This window comes from Bacillus sp. SIMBA_074 (genome assembly GCF_046534555.1).
Taxonomy (GTDB): Bacteria; Bacillota; Bacilli; order Bacillales; family Bacillaceae_G; genus Bacillus_A; species Bacillus_A mycoides.
Map to the genome: position 1 here is coordinate 387,724 of NZ_JAWRYM010000002.1, position 19,831 is coordinate 407,554.

General features: G+C 40.0%; 19 protein-coding genes. 1 reads left to right on the plus strand and 18 read right to left on the minus strand.

Annotated elements, in window-relative coordinates:
* Positions 1–6 precede the first annotated feature (6 nt).
* The 11 genes from spoIIR to spo0F all read right to left on the minus strand — a co-directional run bounded on the left by spoIIR (position 7) and on the right by spo0F (position 11,262).
* Positions 7–867 (minus strand): stage II sporulation protein R, encoded by an 861-nt coding sequence (gene spoIIR, locus SB773_RS04310; protein WP_131246472.1) that lies wholly within the window; start codon positions 865–867, stop codon positions 7–9.
* A 244-nt stretch (positions 868–1,111) separates the two neighbouring features.
* Positions 1,112–1,963, minus strand: a complete 852-nt coding sequence (prmC, locus tag SB773_RS04315; RefSeq protein ID WP_410588738.1) for a peptide chain release factor N(5)-glutamine methyltransferase — start codon at positions 1,961–1,963, stop codon at positions 1,112–1,114.
* A complete protein-coding gene (gene prfA / locus SB773_RS04320) occupies positions 1,963–3,030 on the minus strand; it encodes a peptide chain release factor 1 (RefSeq protein ID WP_002113060.1) in 1,068 nt (355 codons plus the stop codon). The genes prmC and prfA overlap by 1 nt, the downstream gene beginning before the upstream one ends.
* A 597-nt stretch (positions 3,031–3,627) precedes the next feature.
* The gene (locus SB773_RS04325; protein WP_002016305.1) at positions 3,628–4,212 is read right to left on the minus strand and encodes a thymidine kinase; all 585 of its coding nucleotides are present in this window, start codon (positions 4,210–4,212) and stop codon (positions 3,628–3,630) included.
* Between the two features lie 110 nt (positions 4,213–4,322).
* Positions 4,323–4,568, minus strand: a complete 246-nt coding sequence (locus SB773_RS04330; protein ID WP_000643447.1) for a type B 50S ribosomal protein L31 — start codon at positions 4,566–4,568, stop codon at positions 4,323–4,325.
* Between the two features lie 572 nt (positions 4,569–5,140).
* Positions 5,141–6,412 carry a transcription termination factor Rho gene (gene rho / locus SB773_RS04335; RefSeq protein WP_002016308.1) on the minus strand — a complete coding sequence of 424 codons (1,272 nt, stop codon included), beginning with the start codon at positions 6,410–6,412 and terminating at the stop codon, positions 5,141–5,143.
* A gap of 228 nt (positions 6,413–6,640) precedes the next feature.
* Positions 6,641–6,790, minus strand: coding sequence for a hypothetical protein (locus SB773_RS04340; RefSeq protein WP_410588741.1), 150 nt, complete (start codon positions 6,788–6,790; stop codon positions 6,641–6,643).
* 248 nt (positions 6,791–7,038) lie between these two features.
* On the minus strand, positions 7,039–8,004 hold the full coding sequence (gene glpX, locus SB773_RS04345; protein WP_002016310.1) for a class II fructose-bisphosphatase: 966 nt from the start codon (positions 8,002–8,004) through the stop codon (positions 7,039–7,041).
* 183 nt (positions 8,005–8,187) lie between these two features.
* The gene (gene murA / locus SB773_RS04350; RefSeq protein WP_002034893.1) at positions 8,188–9,477 is read right to left on the minus strand and encodes a UDP-N-acetylglucosamine 1-carboxyvinyltransferase; all 1,290 of its coding nucleotides are present in this window, start codon (positions 9,475–9,477) and stop codon (positions 8,188–8,190) included.
* Positions 9,478–9,824: 347 nt separating this feature from the next.
* Positions 9,825–10,682, minus strand: coding sequence for a class II fructose-bisphosphate aldolase (locus SB773_RS04355; RefSeq protein WP_002016312.1), 858 nt, complete (start codon positions 10,680–10,682; stop codon positions 9,825–9,827).
* 211 nt (positions 10,683–10,893) lie between these two features.
* The gene (gene spo0F / locus SB773_RS04360) at positions 10,894–11,262 is read right to left on the minus strand and encodes a sporulation initiation phosphotransferase Spo0F (protein WP_000398592.1); all 369 of its coding nucleotides are present in this window, start codon (positions 11,260–11,262) and stop codon (positions 10,894–10,896) included.
* 202 nt (positions 11,263–11,464) lie between these two features.
* Between spo0F and SB773_RS04365 the strand changes: the two genes are divergently transcribed.
* A complete protein-coding gene (locus tag SB773_RS04365) occupies positions 11,465–11,989 on the plus strand; it encodes a DUF2529 domain-containing protein (RefSeq protein ID WP_410588745.1) in 525 nt (174 codons plus the stop codon).
* A 32-nt stretch (positions 11,990–12,021) separates the two neighbouring features.
* On the opposite strand, the gene pyrG is transcribed toward SB773_RS04365, so the two are convergent.
* The 7 genes from pyrG to SB773_RS04400 form a co-directional block, all read right to left on the minus strand.
* A complete protein-coding gene (gene pyrG, locus SB773_RS04370; RefSeq protein WP_002016314.1) occupies positions 12,022–13,629 on the minus strand; it encodes a CTP synthase in 1,608 nt (535 codons plus the stop codon).
* Positions 13,630–13,886: 257 nt separating this feature from the next.
* On the minus strand, positions 13,887–14,414 hold the full coding sequence (gene rpoE / locus SB773_RS04375) for a DNA-directed RNA polymerase subunit delta (RefSeq protein ID WP_002143883.1): 528 nt from the start codon (positions 14,412–14,414) through the stop codon (positions 13,887–13,889).
* A gap of 165 nt (positions 14,415–14,579) precedes the next feature.
* The gene (locus SB773_RS04380; RefSeq protein WP_002034889.1) at positions 14,580–15,209 is read right to left on the minus strand and encodes a TetR/AcrR family transcriptional regulator; all 630 of its coding nucleotides are present in this window, start codon (positions 15,207–15,209) and stop codon (positions 14,580–14,582) included.
* 64 nt (positions 15,210–15,273) lie between these two features.
* Complete coding sequence (gene acdA / locus SB773_RS04385) at positions 15,274–16,413, minus strand: acyl-CoA dehydrogenase AcdA (protein ID WP_410588748.1); 1,140 nt, start codon at positions 16,411–16,413, stop codon at positions 15,274–15,276.
* 22 nt (positions 16,414–16,435) lie between these two features.
* Positions 16,436–17,566, minus strand: a complete 1,131-nt coding sequence (locus SB773_RS04390; protein WP_410588750.1) for an acyl-CoA dehydrogenase — start codon at positions 17,564–17,566, stop codon at positions 16,436–16,438.
* A gap of 72 nt (positions 17,567–17,638) precedes the next feature.
* On the minus strand, positions 17,639–18,490 hold the full coding sequence (locus SB773_RS04395) for a 3-hydroxybutyryl-CoA dehydrogenase (protein ID WP_002016322.1): 852 nt from the start codon (positions 18,488–18,490) through the stop codon (positions 17,639–17,641).
* A gap of 49 nt (positions 18,491–18,539) precedes the next feature.
* Positions 18,540–19,823 (minus strand): acetyl-CoA C-acetyltransferase, encoded by a 1,284-nt coding sequence (locus SB773_RS04400; protein ID WP_410588785.1) that lies wholly within the window; start codon positions 19,821–19,823, stop codon positions 18,540–18,542.
* Between the last annotated feature and the right edge of the window lie 8 nt (positions 19,824–19,831).

Consider the following 19,831-nt stretch of genomic DNA (forward strand, 5'->3'; position numbering starts at 1 on the left):
ATAGCACTATTTAGAGAATAAAGATGTAAAAGCTTCGACGATAAATAATTTAACCTCTGGTTTCTCTTCCTCTTCTACTGTTACATACTCATTTTTCTTTTCTTGTTTTTGCTCCACAGGTTTCTCCACTTTTTCCACAGTTTTTGTTTCTACTTTTTTTACAGGCTGTTCTTCTACTTGTGTTTCGTGTTTTACTACTTTCTTTTCCTGTGCTGTTACTTTTTCAGCTTTTTCCGGCTTTACTACTTTCTTTTCTTTCACCTTATCCTCTTTCTTCTCCGGTACATCCACTACTTCCTCATCTGATTGTCTCACCTGCTCCTCTTCAGGAGATTCAGCTTTCACAACATGTTCTTCTTTCCTTACAGCTGTACCACTTGAAAAATCTAAGAAACACATCGGTGGAAATAATACACACCACCAGTTTGCACCTTCACCTTTTCCAATTGTAATAAGTACCGCTTCATATTCTCCTGCCGGATAAATAAAATTCCCATATACCTTTGTAGGAAATTTCACATTCTTACCGAATTTCACTTGAAACGCCTCTTTACTTCCTTCTCTTTCCAGTGTATTTGCCACTGTCTTTTCAATTTCAGGAATATGATTTTGAATTACTTTTCGAGCTTCTTCAAATGACGTTAAATCCGCTACCCATCCATCAATTTGCGCTTTTACTTCATCGCGTACTTTACGCTTTAACGCCTGATCTTTATCGGAATCACTATTAGCTAAAATACGTAATCGAACGGCCTCTTTCGGAATAACAGTAGGCCCTTTTGCATCAGCTTTCATATATCCAAACTGCACAAGTAACTGTGCACCAATTAATAATAAAAGAAAGTAAGCAATAACTTGTTTTTTCATTTCCTCCACCGTCCCCTCTAGAAACAGTGTGGACAGACTTTCATCTTTCTAAACTATTAAATTCAAAATCTATATAAAAAACCGATAGAAAAGCATTTTTTTAATTGGCGAGAGTAACTGGCTATGTATAGGTAATAAGGTGCGTATTTTCGCTGAAATAATTCCCCTTACCAAAATTCTAAATAAAATGTATGGCTGAGTAGTTACGAATTTTTCATACAAAAAATAGAGTAAGGCTTATGCCTTACTCCATCTCTGCAAATACCATGCGATCTTTTCCATTAATATCAAATACAACTTCAACTTGAGCGCGCGGGAAAGTTTGCTGTAATAATGCTTTCACATCTTCACCTTGCCCTACACCAATTTCAAACGCCACAATCGCCTTGTTCTGTAATACATTCGGCAATTCCTCCATAAAACGACGATAGAAATCTAGTCCATCTTCCCCACCAACAAGCGCACGCTTCGGCTCATGCTCCTTCACAACAGTAGAAAGACCACGCCAATCTTCCTCTGGTATATACGGAGGATTGGAAACAACAACATCTAACTTCTGACCTGTTTCATAAAACGGAGACAGTAAATCGCCGTGATAGAAAGTTACATCCGCCCCTAAAGTTTTTGCATTTTCTTTTGCAACTTCAATCGACTCCTGTGCGATATCTACTGTATACACATGAAGATTTTTATTTTCTAAAGCGAGCGTAATAGAAATCGCTCCACTACCTGTTCCAATATCCGCTATGTGAAGCTCCTCATTACCGAAATGGCGCTCAATTCTCTCTAGCACTCCAACTATAAGTTCCTCTGTTTCCGGTCTTGGTATCAATACCTCTTCATTTACAAAGAATGATCGGCCATAAAACATTTCATAACCGAGCATATATTGGATTGGAATACCTTCCACATGCTTGTGGATAAATTGTGCAAAACTTTTCTCTTGTTCCGCAGTTATTTCTTCACGCATATTCATGAGCATTCCGGTTCTGTTCGTCTTTAATACATGACAAAGGACAACTTCTCCCGCATTTTCATCTCGTCCATTTTCCTGTAAAAAAGAAGAAGCCCATTTCAGGGCTTCATAGACACGCATTACTCAGCTGCCTCCATCTTTTGCGCCTGATCTTCCATCACTAAGGCATTGATGAAATCATCTAACTTACCTTGTAGGATTTGATCTAGCTTTTGAATCGTTAAACCGATTCGATGGTCTGTAACACGGTTTTGCGGGAAGTTATACGTACGAATACGCTCTGAACGATCTCCCGTACCAACAGCTTGTTTACGGTTTTGATCATACTCAGCTTGCGCTTCTTGTCTAAATTTATCATAAACACGTGCGCGTAATACTTTCATCGCTTTTTCTTTATTCTTAATTTGTGATTTCTCATCCTGACAAGATACAACTACACCAGTCGGTAAATGCGTTAAACGTACCGCTGACATCGTTGTATTAACGCTTTGTCCACCAGGACCACTAGAAGCAAACGTATCAACACGAACATCTTTTTCATGAATATTAATTTCTACTTCTTCTGCCTCTGGTAGTACAGCTACAGTTGCTGTAGATGTATGAATACGTCCGCCAGATTCCGTTTCAGGAACACGTTGCACACGGTGAGCACCATTCTCGAATTTCAGCTTCGCGAAAGCACCTTTACCATTAATCATAAAGATAATCTCTTTATATCCACCTAACTCTGTATAGCTTGCTTCGATAATTTCAGTTTTCCAACCTTGCACCTCAGCATAACGGCTATACATACGATATAAATCACCAGCAAATAAAGCTGCCTCGTCACCACCAGCAGCGCCACGAACCTCAACGATAACGTTTTTATCATCATTAGGGTCTTTTGGAACAAGTAAAATTTTCAGACGTTCTGATAATGTTTTCTCTTGTCCTTCTAATTCAGAAACCTCTTCTTTTACCATATCACGCATATCAGCGTCTAACTTATCTTCTAACATTGCTTTTGCATCTCGTAATTGCTCACGAACATCTTTATACTCACGGTACACCTCTACCGTGTCCTGAATATCAGATTGCTCTTTTGAATACTCACGAAGCTTATTTGTATCGCTAATAACCTCTGGGTCACTTAACAACTCATTCAACTTCTCATAACGATCTTCTACAGCTTGCAAACGATCTAACACACCATTCACCTCTACATCCTAGTATCTAATACAAATAGTATATGGTACTTAATCAAAAAAACGCAAATTATATTTAAAAGCGCAAGCGGCTTGCTCAGGATCGCAGGACATTGGAACTCTCGACCTTGAAGCGCTTTTTGCTTCGAGCGAGGGAGTGAAATGGCCGGAGATTCTAGCCGCTGGAGCTAGATAATATTTAAAGCGCAAGCGGCTCGCTCAGAATGGGAGGAGGTTGGAGCTTCTGACAGAGAGGCGCTCTTTGCCTCGCAGGAAGAAGCGAAACCACCGACCATTCTAGCCGCTGGAGCTAGATAATATTTAAAGCGCAAGCGGCTCGCTCAGAATGGGAGGAGGTTGGAGCTTCTGACAGAGAGGCGCTCTTTGCCTCGCAGGAAGAAGCGAAACCACCGACCATTCTAGCCGCTGGAGCTAGATAATATTTAAAGCGCAAGCGGCTCGCTCAGCTCTGACTGGCTAAGGTTCTCTCGCACAAAAGGTGCTTTTCACCTTGAGTAGCGGCGGTTCTTAGACACGAAGAGCTTGCCACCAATCTTCATCTATTTTCGAAAAAAACCCGCTCTACATAGCGAGTTTCACTTATCTTTGTTTTGTAGGTACTGCATGACAATGACGACAACGTGGTTCATACGATTCTGAAGCCCCAACTAAAATAATTGGATCATCAAATGCCGCTGGTTCTCCATCGATTAAACGTTGCGTACGACTTGCAGGAGATCCACATTCAGAACAAACTGCCTGCAATTTAGTTACATGTTCAGCAATCGCCATCAGCTGAGGAACTTGTCCAAATGGTAGACCACGGAAATCTTGGTCTAATCCAGCTACAATGACACGATAGCCACGATTTGCCAATACTTGCACCACTTCCACAATGTCCCCATCAAAAAATTGTACCTCATCGATTGCAATAACATCCATTTCTTCTGTTACATGGTTAAATATATCTTTTGAAGCTGAAACAGGAACTGCTTTAACCTTTAATCCATTATGTGATACAACATCTTCTTCACTATAACGATTATCAATACATGGTTTAAATACAATCGCATGTTGTTTCGCAAATTGTGTACGGCGTATACGGCGGATGAGCTCTTCTGATTTCCCAGAAAACATACTCCCGCAAATCACTTCAATCCAACCATTTTGATTCATTAAGTACATTGAGCTCTCCTTTCATCTACTTTCCTAATCCAAAGTAGGGTAAAGGTTTAATATTTTTGCAAAAAAAACAGACAAGCGAATACATACACTTGCCTGTTTTATGTTCTTTATTACTTGATGCCGTATTTCTTATTGAAGCGGTCAACACGTCCGTCTGCAGTAGCAAACTTCTGACGTCCAGTGTAGAATGGGTGAGAATCAGAACTGATCTCAATTTTTAGTAATGGATAAGTGTTACCATCTTCCCACTCAACAGTTTCGCTAGAGCCTTTTGTAGACCCGCTTAAGAATTTGAAGCCAGTGTTCGTGTCCATAAATACAACTTTATTGTAATTTGGATGGATTCCTGCTTTCATTCTTTTCATCTCCTTCCGCCCTGAATCATTTTCGAAACAGAGTTTTTCATCTTCAGCTGCTTACACAACTATATTGATGAAACACATATGATGAAATTATAACAAGGCTAACTCCATTTTGCAACTACCTGTTTTTGTCTTTTTAAAAATTAAAAGCACAAGCGGCTCGTTCAGAATCCAGGTCACTTCAAGCTCTCGACCAAGAAGCGCTTTTTGCTTCGACCGAGAGAGCGAAATGGCCGGAGATTCTAGCCGTTGGAGCTGGATAATACCTAAAAGCACAAGCGGCTCGTTTAGAATCGCAGATCACTTCAAGCTCTCGACCAAGAGGCGCTTTTTGCCTCGTAGGAAGACGCGAAGCCACCGACCATTCTAGCCGCTGGAGATGGAACTAGATACACCTTAAAGCGCAAGCGGCTCGCCCAGAATCGTAGGGCACTTCAAGCTCTCAATCCAAATATGATTTCCATCTTAAAAAACAAATTTTTTCCATATATTACTCTCTCTAACATTCCCTTAAAAACATAAAAAACTCGCTTACTACGAAATAAGCGAGTCCCCATCTTTTCCCTTTACTTAGTGGTTACATACCTTTTTGAGTCTGCAACAATGTTTTGTAAAAATTCTTCATTTGTCTTTGTTTGACGAAGTTTACGTAAGAAGCCTTCAACAAAGTCTGGTGTATCACGCATTGTTTTACGAATACCCCACAGCTTGTCTAAATGTTCTTTCGGAATTAATAGGTCTTCTTTACGCGTACCAGAGCGACGAATATCAATCGCTGGGAAGATACGGCGCTCAGCTAATGAGCGATCTAAGTGAAGTTCCATATTTCCAGTTCCTTTAAACTCCTCGTAAATTACATCATCCATACGAGACCCTGTATCAACAAGCGCTGTTGCTAAAATCGTTAGGCTACCGCCCTCTTCGATATTACGCGCAGCCCCAAAGAAACGCTTCGGTCTATGAAAAGCAGCAGGATCAATACCACCCGATAAGGTTCTACCACTTGGCGGAATAACAAGGTTGTAAGCACGCGCTAAACGGGTAATACTATCCATTAAAATGACAACGTCCCTTTTATGTTCTACAAGACGCATTGCACGCTCTAATACAAGCTCCGCTACTTTAATATGATTCTCTGGCACTTCATCAAAAGTAGAACTTACAACATCACCTTTAACAGAACGTTCAATATCTGTTACTTCCTCTGGACGCTCATCAATTAAAAGTACAATTAATTCTGCTTCCGGATGATTTGTTGTGACACTGTGTGCAATTTCTTTTAACAGACTTGTTTTACCAGCCTTTGGAGGCGCAACAATTAAACCACGTTGTCCAAATCCAACTGGTGCGATTAAATCCATGATGCGTGTCGGTAACTTTTTCGTTTCCGTCTCCAATTTCATTTGGCGATCTGGGTATAACGGTGTTAATGCAGGGAAATGTACACGCTCTTTTGCTGAGTCTGGATCATCTCCATTTACAGCTTCAACTTGTAGCAATCCAAAATAGCGCTCATTTTCTTTCGGAGGTCGTACTTTACCAGAAACCTTATCTCCATTACGTAAATCGAAACGACGAATTTGCGAAGCCGAGATATAAATATCTTCTGAGCTTGGAGAATAATTGATAGGACGTAAGAATCCAAATCCTTCTGATTGAATAATTTCTAATACGCCTTCCATGAAAAAGAAACCTTCTTTTTCTGCTCGAGCTTTTAAGATAGAGAAGATTAGCTCTTTTTTCGTTAACTTGCTGTAATACGAAATCTTAAATTCCTTCGCAAGCTCGTATAACTCTTTTAATTTCATGTTTTCTAATGCTGCAATTGACAAATTCATTCAGACACCACACTTTAACTTTATTCTCTTTTCACATGGGTAAAGGGAAAAATACGGAAGGCAAATAAATAATAATGAAAGGCAATAAGTTCAAGTAGGATAATATTCACTATTGTAACCCTTTTATCTAGTTTTAATCAATACGTTGAAACACAAATACAAGAAGCGAAGACAAGAAAATTTGTCTTCGCCTTTTCATATTTCTTTCTTTTTTCTACTCACCTGATTTTAAGGCAGAATAGATAAGGCATTTCTGCTTTTATTTAATCCAGCTTCAGCAGCTAGAATCTCCGGTGGTTTCGCTTCTTCCTGCGAGGCAAAAAGCGCCTCTTCGTCAGGAGCTCCATCCCCCTCCCATTCTGAACGAGCTGCTTGCACTTTTTACTTAATCCAGCTTCAGCAGCTAGAATCTCCGGTCATTTCGCTCTCTCACTCGAAGCAAAGAGCGCTTCAAGGTCGAGAGCTTAAAGTGTCCTGCGATTCTAAACGAGCCGCTTACGCTTTTTATTTAATCCAGCTCCGGTGGCTAGAAGGGTCAGCCACTTCACCCCTTCCTGCGAGGCAAAAAACGCCTCTTCGTCAGGAGCTCCAATGCCTTCCCCTTCTAAACGAGCCACCTCCGCTTTTTATTTAATAACCAAATTCGGTTTTTTATTTAAGCTATGGCGGCCGTCTACGAAGCGTACTGTGCCTGATTTTGCACGCATAACAAGGGATTGTGTTGTTCCGACGCTACCTTTAAATTGAACGCCTCGTAATAGTTCTCCGTCTGTTACACCTGTTGCTGCAAAGATTGCATCGTCACCTTTTACTAAGTCTTCCATACGAAGGATACGATTGATATCTTCAATACCCATTCTTTTACAACGAGCTAGTTCAGCTTCGTTTTGAGGTAAGAGCTTCCCGTGAATTTCTCCACCTAAGCATTTTAATGCGACCGCAGCTAATACACCTTCAGGTGCTCCACCAGAACCGAATAGAATATCTACACCAGTACGGTCAAATGCTGTATTGATTGCTCCAGCTACATCTCCATCGTTAATTAATTTAATACGAGCACCAGCTTTACGAATTTCTTCGATAATTGCTTGATGACGTGGACGGTTTAAAACTGTCGCTACAACATCTTCGATATCTTTATTTTTCGCTTTCGCAACTGCACGTAAGTTGTCGATAATAGGTGCGTCAATATCAACTGCACCAACTGCTTCTGGACCAACCGCTATTTTATCCATGTACATGTCAGGAGCATGTAACAAATTGCCGTGATCTGCAATTGCAATAACAGCAAGCGCATTCCAGCCGCCAGCCGCTACGATATTTGTCCCTTCTAAAGGATCAACTGCAACGTCTACGCGTGGTCCATATCCTGTACCCAATTTTTCTCCGATATATAGCATTGGCGCTTCATCCATTTCACCTTCGCCAATTACAACTGTACCTTTCATCGGAATTGTATCAAATACATCACGCATAGCTGATGTTGCTGCACCATCTGCCTCATCTTTTTTTCCGCGCCCCATCCAACGCGCTGATGATAATGCTGCAGCCTCTGTTACACGTACTAACTCCATAGATAAACTTCTTTCCACGATAATCCCTCTCCTTTAAGTCTTTATATTTCTGCCGTATTTTGTGAACCTTGTTTTTCTATAAAGTGTACTTCCGTTAGTAGTGATTCTTCGCTCCCCATTAACGGAAGTATCACCACCTTATCCCGATTGGTGAGGGTTAATAATCGGCGTGGGATACCCCATACTGATTAAAGTTTCACTTTATGCATTCTTCATTTCTTCAATTTCTTGCTTTGTCATTTGTTCTCGCCAAATGTTTGCACCAAGCCCTTTAAGCTTGTCTACTATATTTTCGTAACCTCGATCAATATGATCAAGTCCCGTTACTTCTGTAATGCCATCTGCCATTAAACCCGCAATAACAAGGGACGCACCAGCTCGGAGGTCACTCGCTTTCACCTTCGCACCTTGCAATAAAACCGGTCCAGTCACAATTGCTGAACGGCCTTCTACTTTAATTTGCGCGTTCATACGGCGCAATTCATCAATATGCTTGAAACGTGCGCTGTAAATTGTATCAGTTACAACTCCTGTTCCATGCGCTTTTGTTAAAAGCGTTGTAAACGGCTGTTGTAAATCCGTTGGAAACCCTGGATATACAAGCGTTTTTACATCAACTACTTTTAACCTTCTATTGCCGTTCACTGTAATTTGGTCATCGTTCGTTTCAATTTGAACACCAGCTTCTCTTAGCTTCGCAGTAACGGATTCTAAATGCTGAGGAATAACATTATCAACTGTTACTTCTCCTCCTGATGCTGCTCCTAAAATCATATACGTACCAGCTTCAATACGGTCTGGAATAATAGTGTGGTGACAACCGTGCAGTGAATCCACACCATCAATTCGGATTACGTCTGTACCAGCACCTTTAATACGTGCTCCCATACTCGTTAACAATGTAGCTACATCAATAATCTCTGGTTCTTTCGCTGCATTTTCAATAACAGTTCTACCTTTCGCTCGTACAGCCGCTAGCATAATATTAATTGTAGCTCCTACACTAACAACATCTAAATAAATACGTGCCCCACGTAGTTCGTCTGCTCTTAAATAAATGGCACCTTGTTCATTTGTAACATATGCCCCTAACGCTTCAAACCCTTTAATATGCTGATCAATCGGTCGTGGCCCTAAATGACATCCACCTGGAAGCCCAATAACAGCTTTTTTAAAACGGCCAAGCATTGCACCCATTAAATAATAAGAGGCGCGCAATTTTTTCACTTTTCCATTTGGTAAAGGCATCGCAACCATGTTAGAAGGATCGACTACCATCTCTTCTTCCTGCCCATAAGTTACTTTCCCTCCAATTTCCTCTAGTAAGTCTCCTAACATTTTCACGTCCGAAATATTAGGAACACCGCCAATAGTTACTGGAGTATCTGCTAAAATTGTCGCTGGAATTAGTGCAACAGCACTGTTCTTTGCACCACTCACACGAATTGTTCCATTTAAAGCTCTTCCGCCTTCAATTAGCAACTTTTCCATATTGAGCTCCCTTCTTGTGAATGTATTTATCTTCTACTTCTTTATAAGAAGTAGAAGATTCCCCCTTAAGAATCTCAATCACTCTTTCCATCCCGAAACTCAATAAGTAGAAAACCATCACCTGTAGCTCCCCTGCTGTACAAATAGATGAAGATTAACTATTCATCGAATCAAATTACTCAATTCAGATACTTACCACATTTATTAATAGGACTATGCACATTATTTTCTATATTTGCAAACCAAAAATTCACTTTATAAAATCTTTAGACTTGTTCGCGCTTTCATTATACAACGAAAGGAAACCGTCTAAAAGACTAGACGGTTTCCAAAACGGAATTTTATTCTTACGCCTTACCGTTAGAACCGAACTCACGCATTTTACCAGCAACAGTTGCTTTGATAGCGTCGCGGCCAGGTCCAATATATTTACGAGGATCGTAAACTTCTTGGTCTTTGTTTAATGCTTCACGAACAGCTTTTGTAAACTCAATTTGGTTCTCAGTGTTTACGTTAATTTTTGAAGTACCTAGAGAAATAGCTTTTACGATATCAGCAGTTGGGATACCAGTACCACCGTGTAATACTAAAGGTACGCCAGTGAAGTCACGAACTTGTTCCATTTCAGCGAATCCTAAGTTAGGCTCACCTTTGTAAGGACCGTGTACAGAACCTAGAGCTGGAGCTAGGCAATCGATACCTGTTGCTTCAACAAGGTGCTTACACTCTGCTGGATCAGCGTAAATTACGCCTTCAGCGATGATGTCGTCTTCTTGTCCGCCAACTGTTCCAAGCTCAGCTTCAACAGATACGTTACGAGCGTGTGCGTATTCTACCACTTTTTTAGTAGTTTCAACGTTTTCATCGAATGGGTGGTGAGAAGCGTCGATCATTACAGATGTGAAACCTGCATCAATTGCTTCTTTACATTTTTCGAAGCTTGAACCATGGTCAAGGTGAATCGCTACAGGAACAGAAATGTTCATTTCTTCGATTAAAGCTTTAACCATAGCTACAACTGTTTTGAAACCAGTCATATGACGAGCTGCACCCTCAGATACACCTAAGATTACAGGAGATTTTTCTTCTTCCGCAGCAGCTAAGATAGCTTGAGTCCACTCTAAGTTGTTCATGTTGAATTGACCAACTGCGTATTTTCCTTCTAGTGCTGTGTTTAGCATTTCTTTCATAGAAACTAAAGGCATGGTGAATCCTCCTAAAAAACGTTTTTTGTATCCGATAAATTCTTATCGCTGGTAGTATGACCAGAATAAGGTAAAATATGTATATTTACATACCGGACTTCTTTCTACACTCAATAGGATAACAACTTGTACTCAAAAACTCAACTGTATTCACCTGCTCAATAGTCCATGTAAACGCTTTTTTCCATATTTTTTATAAAAAATTCATTTTTTACGCCTCTACAGCAAGCTGATCTCTCACTGCTTGACGAATCTCATCAATATCAAACGGTTTAGCAAAGTGCATTAAAGCTCCTAAATCTTTCGCTTCTTGAATCATATCCAATTCTCCATAAGCAGTCATTAAAATCACTTTAATACTCTCATCAATTTCTTTTACATGTTTTAAAATCTCTATACCATCCATACCTGGGATTTTCATATCTAACACTACTAAATCCGGATTATCTTTTTTCACGATATCTAAAGCTTGAAATCCATTCGCTGCTTGGAACGTCTGATAACCTTCTTTTTGGAACACTTCATGCAATAAAACACGAATGCCATATTGATCATCAACGATTAAAATTTTCCCTTCCATAACTCCCAACCTTTCTGTGTAAGTACAAGATTTAAAGCTTCTTATATCTTATCGGTTTATTTTCGCTACTCTTTGCCAAATCCCTTCCTATTCTTTCTTATTTTACCGTTTCCTATTTTGTTATGCCACCCTACTATTTCCCCTTTCCAAAAAAAATAAGCTATAATGAGAACCAGCTAACACGAAAGAAAGGAGCAACAACATGTTAAAAATTTTCTCGACTCAATTAAGTGGATATTTCTCCAAAATTTCTCAAAAAGAGGAAATGAATATAGAAGATAGCGCTCGTCTACTTGCCCAGGCGTTAGTTGGCGATGGCTTCATTTACTTGCATGGTACAAACGAAATGGAAGGTATTGTTTCAGAAGCATTATTTGGCGCCGAACCAATGAAACAAGCAAAACGTTTAATAGAAAACGGTGAACCGGCGGCAGTGACTTCTGCGGACCGCGTACTTCTTATTAGTCGTTTTTCGACAGATGAAGAAATTATAAAAACCGCGAAAAAACTTCATGCAGAAGGCCAATCTATCGTTGGAATCTCGGCTATTCAAGAAGGTGTTGAATCACTGGAACAATATACAGATGTACATATTGATACAAAGCTGTTAAAAGGTCTTATTCCAGATGATGAAGGTAACCGCTATGGGTTCCCAAGTTTAATTATAGCTTTATTTGCTTATCACGGATTGAAATTTACAATTGATGAAATGTTAAACGAATATTAAAAAAAGCGCCCTATTTCAGGCGCTTTTTTTTATTACTTGCTCTCTTTATTCGTAATAGAAGCACTTACGAAGTCATGGAACAATGGTTGTGGACGGTTTGGACGAGATACAAGTTCTGGATGGAACTGTGCTGCCACGAACCAAGGGTGATCTTGTAATTCAATAATTTCCACTAGACGACCGTCTGGGCTTGTACCAGAGAATACAAATCCTGCTTTTTCCATATCTGGACGGAATTGATTGTTGAACTCATAACGATGACGATGACGCTCATATACAACCGGCTCATTGTAAGCATTGTAAGCATTTGTTTCTTCAGCAAGCTTACATGGATATAGACCAAGGCGAAGTGTACCACCTAAATCTTCTACATCTTTTTGTTCTGGTAATAAATCGATGATTGCATAAGGTGTGTCAGGATTAATTTCGGAAGAGTTAGCCCCTTCTAATCCTAATACGTTACGTGCGAATTCGATTGATGCAAGTTGCATACCTAGGCAAATTCCTAAGAATGGAACTTTGTTTTCACGAGCATATTGAATTGCAACGATTTTACCTTCTACACCACGATCGCCGAAGCCACCTGGTACAAGGATACCATCTGTGTCGCCAACTAATTCTTTTACGTTCTCTGCTGTTACGTGCTCAGCATTTACCCATTTCACTTCTACATCTGTGTCGAATGAATAACCTGCATGACGAAGCGCTTCTACAACAGAAATGTATGCATCTTGAAGCTCTACGTATTTACCAACAAGAGCGATTTTTGTTTTCTTAGAAAGGTTACGTACTTTATTAACTAGCGCAGTCCAATCTGTCATATCTGCAGCTGGATTGTCTAACTTCAAGTGATCACAAACGATTTGGTCCATGTTTTGTTCTTGAAGAGATAATGGAACCGCATATAAAGTATCTGCATCGCGTGCTTCGATAACTGCTTTTGTATCGATGTCACAGAATAATGCAAGCTTGTCTTTCATGTCCTGAGAAACAGGTAGTTCTGTACGAACAACGATAATATTTGGTTGAATACCTAAGCTGCGAAGCTCTTTAACGCTATGTTGCGTTGGTTTTGTTTTCATTTCACCCGCTGCTTTTAAGTACGGGATTAACGTACAGTGAATGTACATTACATTGTCACGACCGATGTCGCTCTTAATTTGACGAATTGCTTCTAAGAATGGTAAAGACTCGATATCACCAACAGTTCCACCGATTTCTGTAATAACAACGTCGGCATTTGTTTCGCGACCAGAACGATATACACGTTCTTTAATTTCGTTAGTAATGTGAGGAATAACTTGAACTGTTCCTCCTAAATATTCACCACGGCGCTCTTTTTGAAGAACTGAAGAGTAAATTTTACCTGTTGTTACGTTGCTGTATTTGTTTAAGTTGATGTCGATAAAACGCTCATAGTGACCTAGGTCTAAGTCCGTTTCTGCACCATCATCTGTTACGAATACCTCACCGTGTTGGTAGGGGCTCATAGTCCCTGGGTCTACGTTAATGTATGGATCAAACTTTTGAATAGTTACGTTTAAACCACGATTCTTTAAAAGTCTTCCAAGAGATGCTGCTGTAATACCTTTACCTAAAGACGATACTACACCGCCTGTTACAAAAATATACTTAGTCATGAAAATACTCCCTTCTACTTCGTTGTTATATAATCACCGTTGCAAAGCGCAACGTATGTAGATAACACTGTATCTATCTTATTGTTAGGCTCTTTTTATTTTCTAAACAAAAAACAAAAAAGAAAATTGCTCCCCTCATCACATAAAGTAATAAGTAGGGAGCAATTTTCTTTTATATTTACACTTTAAAAGTATTATCGTCTTTTTTTAAAGAGCCCAAAAATGATTCTACATGGACGATAATGAAAAGTCAAGAACTACCGCTCTTCCTCTTCTTCTTCTTCAGTTTCATCATACTCAAGTTCTTCTTCTGCGAAGTCTTCATTATCTTCTTCTAAATCATCAAGATCATCATCTTCATCATCTGCGTCTTCGTCTTCAAGAACTTTGTCCAAATCTACTACATCTTCTTCTACTTCTTCTTCTACTTCTTCTACATCATCTTCTTCAATGTAGTCGTCAAAACCGTCTTCTTCAACTTTACGTTTCTTCTTCGGTTTTGGCTGAGGCAGAATTTCTTCATCAATTTGCTCATATGGGTACCAGCTACGTAGCCCCCAACGATTTTCTCCTAAATTAATGAAACGTCCATCGATGTTTAAATCTGTATAAAATTGTGCGAGTTTCGTATTAACTTGCCCTTGAGATAGTCCCAGCACTTGAGCGATTTCTTGAACCAACTCGTTGAATGTCGTTGCTTGTCTTTTATTCCCTAAAACACTATGTACAACTTCAATCATTGAACATTCTTTTAGCTCTTCTGGTGAATATTGCTTAAAACCCACTTATGCGGCACTTCCTTTCTTCAAATATAAGCTTATATATAACGGTCTGCTTAAAAAAATCCATACTATTCATTATAAACAAAAGTCGCACAAATATGCTACAAAAAAAACGGGAAACTTTTATCCCGCTATTTACGGGCAATAAAATTATAATTTGTCCATTCTTTATTTCGGAGACATATGTGCTCCTTGCAGTACATACCTAATTTGCATTTCTGTATATTCTTCGAGAGTATACAGTTTTTGCAGGGCCCAACGTCTAAATCCCCACATTTGTCCTTGTATGAAAATATTATGTGCAAGAAGCTGTATTTCCTTTTTATTTAGTGTAAATGTCCCATTTTCCGTACACTGCTCTAAAATATCCTCAAACATCCCGACCATTTGAAACTCTTTTTCTAATACATATGGGAGTGATTCTTTCGGTAAAAAACGTACCTCTTGATACATAATTAATACTTCTTCTTGCAATTCATCCATCACTTTAAAATAATTCATTATCGCTATCTTTAAGCTTTCTATACTTCCCTTCTCTGTACACACTACTTCCTCTAACCGCTCTTTTACATGTTCATAAATACTATCACAAACTAAATATAATACATCATCTTTTGTGCGAATATACTCATAAAGTGTTCCGATACTAAATCCAGCCGCTTTCGCAATTTCTCTCGTTGTTGTACGTGGGAATCCTTTTTGCTTAAACAGCTGCACCGCACCTTTAATCATTTGTTCACGTCTTAACGCAACTAATTTTTCATCTTTCACTGACGCATGTACATTATGTTTAACCATCCCTTCACCTCTCTCTATTATTTTTGGAAGTAAAAAGCGTAGGAAAATACCTACGCTTTTGTTCCTACTTCGTTAACATACGAGAAATTACAAGCCTTTGAATCTCTTGTGTTCCCTCATATATTTGTGTAATCTTTGCATCGCGCATATAACGCTCTACTGGATAATCTTTCGTATAACCATAACCACCAAATACTTGTACCGCTTCAGTCGTTACCTTCATCGCTGTATCACCTGCAAATACTTTTGACATCGCTGACTCTTTCCCATACGGAAGCCCTTCAGATTCAAGCCAAGCCGCTTGATATGTTAAAAGACGCGCTGCCTCTACATCCGTTGCCATATCCGCAAGTTTAAAGCCAATTCCTTGTTGCGCCGCAATTGGCTTCCCAAACTGATGACGTTCTCTTGCATATTCTACAGAAGCATCTAAAGCGGATTGTGCAATACCGACTGCTTGTGCCGCAATACCATTACGGCCGCCATCTAATGTCTGCATCGCAACTTTAAATCCTTGGCCCTCTTCCCCTAGTAAATTCTCTACAGGAATACGGCAGTCTTCAAATATAATTTCAGTTGTTGGCGAAGAACGAATCCCTAGCTTACTTTCCTTCTTCCCAACCGAAAATCCTAGCATATCACTCTCCACAATAAATGCACTCGTGCCGCGCTGCTTCGAATCAGGATCTGTTAATGCAAAAACAACATAAATATCAGCAATACCGCCATTTGTAATAAAGATTTTCGAACCATTTAAAATGTAATGGTCTCCATCTCGTTTTGCAGTCGTCCTCATTCCACCAGCATCTGATCCAGAGCTTGGTTCTGTTAAGCCATATGCACCAATTTTCTTCCCTTCAGCCATTGGGCGCAAAAACTTTTGTTTTTGCTCTTCCGTTCCAAATTTAAAAATTGGCCATCCAGCAAGTGAAGTATGTGCAGACAACGTTACACCTGTAGAAGCACAAACGCGGGATAATTCTTCAACGGCAATTACATACGCCAAGTAATCGCTTCCAATTCCGCCGTATTCTTCAGGCCACGGAATACCGGTTAAACCAAGCTCTGCCATTTGATCGAATAAAGCGCGATCAAATCGCTCTTCCTCATCACGCTCTGCTGCTGTCGGTGCTACTTCATTCCTTGCAAAATCCCGAACCATTTTTCTTATCATTTCATGTTCTTCTGATAATTTAAAATGCATTCCCGTCTCCCCCTCTGCCTTTTTATAAAGCTCGACTAATTACAAGCTTTTGTATTTCGCTCGTTCCTTCATATATTTGTGTGATCTTCGCATCACGGAAAAATCTTTCTACTGGATAATCTTTCGTATAACCATAACCACCAAATACTTGCACCGCTTCAATCGCAACTTCAACAGCCGTCTTAGAAGCAAATAATTTCGCAATAGAAGCTTCTTTACCGCATGGTAATCCTTGTGCTCTTAGCGATGCTGCTCTGTATACAAGTAATCGCGATGCTTCTACACTTGTTGCCATATCTGCAAGTTTGAATCCGAGTCCTTGCTGCGCCGCAATTGGCTTTCCGAATTGCTCACGCTCTTTCGCATAATCAATCGCACATGCAAGCGCCGCTTCCGCGATTCCTAATGCTTGCGCTCCGATTCCAATTCGCCCAACATCTAAATTCGCCATCGCCACCTTAAATCCTTGTCCTTCTTCACCAAGTAAATTCTCGACCGGCACTTTCATATCTTCAAACGTAAGTTGCACTGTACGAGAACCAAGAAGACCCATCTTATGCTCATCTTTTCCAATGATTAAGCCTGGTGTATCTTTCTCTACTATAAATGCTGAAATCCCGCTTTTCCCCGCATCTGGATTTGTAGACGCGAAGACGATATATGTACTTGCTTCACCACCATTTGTAATAAAGACTTTCGATCCATTAATGATGTAGTGATCGTCTTTCTTTACAGCTCTTGATTTCAAACTACCTGCATCTGATCCTGCATTCGGTTCTGTTAGAGCAAATGCGCCTAAATATTCACCAGTCGCCAGTTTAGAAACATATTTCTGCTTCTGTTCTTCTGTTCCGAAGTATAAAATCGGATTCATTCCAACTGACGTATGTACAGCCAAAATTACACCAACCGTTGCACTTACTTTTGAAATTTCCTTAATTGCTAGGATGTAAGAAATAAAATCCATTTCTGCCCCGCCATATTTTGCAGGCGCTGGAATACCCATTAGTCCAAGCTCACCCATCTTTTGCAAAATCTCTTTCGGGAACACCCCTTGTTCCATACTAGGAACAAAGGGAGCTATTTCCTTCTGTGCAAAATCTCGAACCATTTTCCTCATCATTTGTTGCTCTTCAGTAAAGTGAAAATTCATGTACTTCGCCTCCGTTTGCTATATATCTTTTTAACAATCTGGTAAGACCACTACTTCAATAAAGGGAGGCCTTTATTCGTAAACGTAGAAACCACGACCCGTTTTACGTCCTAACCATCCTGCATTCACATACTTACGTAATAATGGACATGGGCGATATTTACTATCTCCTAATCCTTCATGCAACACTTCCATAATGTATAAACACGTATCTAAACCGATAAAGTCAGCTAACGTAAGTGGTCCCATCGGATGATTCATACCGAGTTTCATTACTTCATCAATTGCTTCTTTCGTCGCCACTCCTTCGTATAACGTATAAATCGCTTCGTTAATCATCGGTAATAAAATACGGTTCGATACAAACCCTGGGAAATCATTTACTTCAACTGGCACTTTCCCGATTTTTTTCGTAATATCCTCAATCGTTTCGTACACTGCATCATCTGTAGCTAAACCACGAATAATTTCAACGAGTTTCATAACTGGAACTGGATTCATAAAGTGCATGCCGATTACTTTCTCAGGACGTTTCGTTACCGCTGCAATTTCCGTAATTGGTAACGATGACGTATTCGTCGCTAAAATTGCGTGTTCTGGAGCGATTTCATCTAAATTCGCAAAAATTTTCTTTTTAATATCCATTTTTTCAACAGCCGCTTCAATAATAAGATCAGCTTCTTTGACACTATTTAAATCAAGCGTCCATGTAAGACGATTTAAAGTCGCATCTTTCTCTTCTTCCTTCATACGGCCTTTTTCTACTTGGCGGGCTAAATTTTTCGAAATAACAGCTAGCCCTCTATCTAATTGCTCTTGCTTTAAATCTTGCACTTTCACATCATAGCCTGCCATTGCACACACTTGTGCGATACCTGAACCCATTTGCCCTGCACCAATTACAACAATCTTTTGTACACTCATTTTTTCTTCCCCCTTAATTGTTAATAAACTATATATCTTCTAATCTTAATTAGTGAACTTCAATCATCACTGCATCACCTTGACCGCCACCGCTACAAATAGAAGCAATTCCAATTCCGCCGCCGCGCTGCTTCAGTGCGTGGATAAGTGTAACGATAATACGTGCTCCGCTCGCTCCAATTGGATGCCCCATTGCTACAGCACCGCCATTTACATTCAATTTTTCCGGATCGATCCCTGCGATTTCTGTACTTGCAATTGCTACAGCCGCAAATGCCTCATTGATTTCAAATAGATCTATGTCTTCAATTGTCTTACCTGTCTTTTTCAGCAATTCATTAATTGCATAACCTGGCGTTCTTGGGAAATCCTTCGATTCTACCGCAATCGCCGTATGCGCCAAAATTGTCGCTAATGGTTTTCTTCCTTCTTGCTTCGCTCTGTCCTCGCTCATTAATACAAGTGCAGCACCGCCATCATTTAGTCCCGGAGCATTACCTGCTGTCACCGCTGACGTCTTATCAAATACAGGCTTTAATTTCGCTAATTTTTCAATCGTTGTATCCGCGCGTGGCGCCTCATCCTTAGCCACGATGATAGGATCGCCTTTTCTTTGCTGAATTGTTACTGGTACAATCTCCTCTTCAAAACGCCCTTCTTTATGTGCCGAAACCGCACGTTGATGGCTACGATATGCCCATTCATCTTGTGCTTCGCGAGAGATTCCATCTTCCTTCGCAACTTCTCCGCCATAAACACCCATGTGTATACCTGAAAATGCGCATGTTAAACCGTCTGCAACGTTTAAATCGATAACTTCGTTGTTACCCATTCTGTATCCCCATCTTGCCCCTCGTAAAATGTAAGGGCTGTTACTCATCGATTCCATTCCACCAGCTACAATCAGTGATTGATCACCAGTACGAATAATTTGATCTGCTAACGTAACTGCGCGAAGCCCTGATGCACAAACTTTATTTATTGTTTCTGTCTGCACTTCCCAAGGAATGCCGGCCGCTCTTGCTGCTTGGCGTGATGGAATTTGTCCTTGCCCTCCTTGGATAACCGTTCCAAATATAACTTCTTCAACATCACTAGCGGAAACATTCGCCCTTTCAAGCGCTGCCTTAATTGCGATTCCTCCAAGCTCTGTTGCTTTCACGTCTTTTAAAGTTCCTCCAAATTTTCCAACCGGTGTTCTTGCAGCACTTAAAATAACTGTTTTACTCATGTTTCTTTCCCCCATTTCTTTTTTTAGCACCGAGCGCTCGCTCGGTATCCTTGCGCCTAGAAGAGGTGCAATTATTGCACCTCTTTCTAAATTTGAATGAATTCCTACAA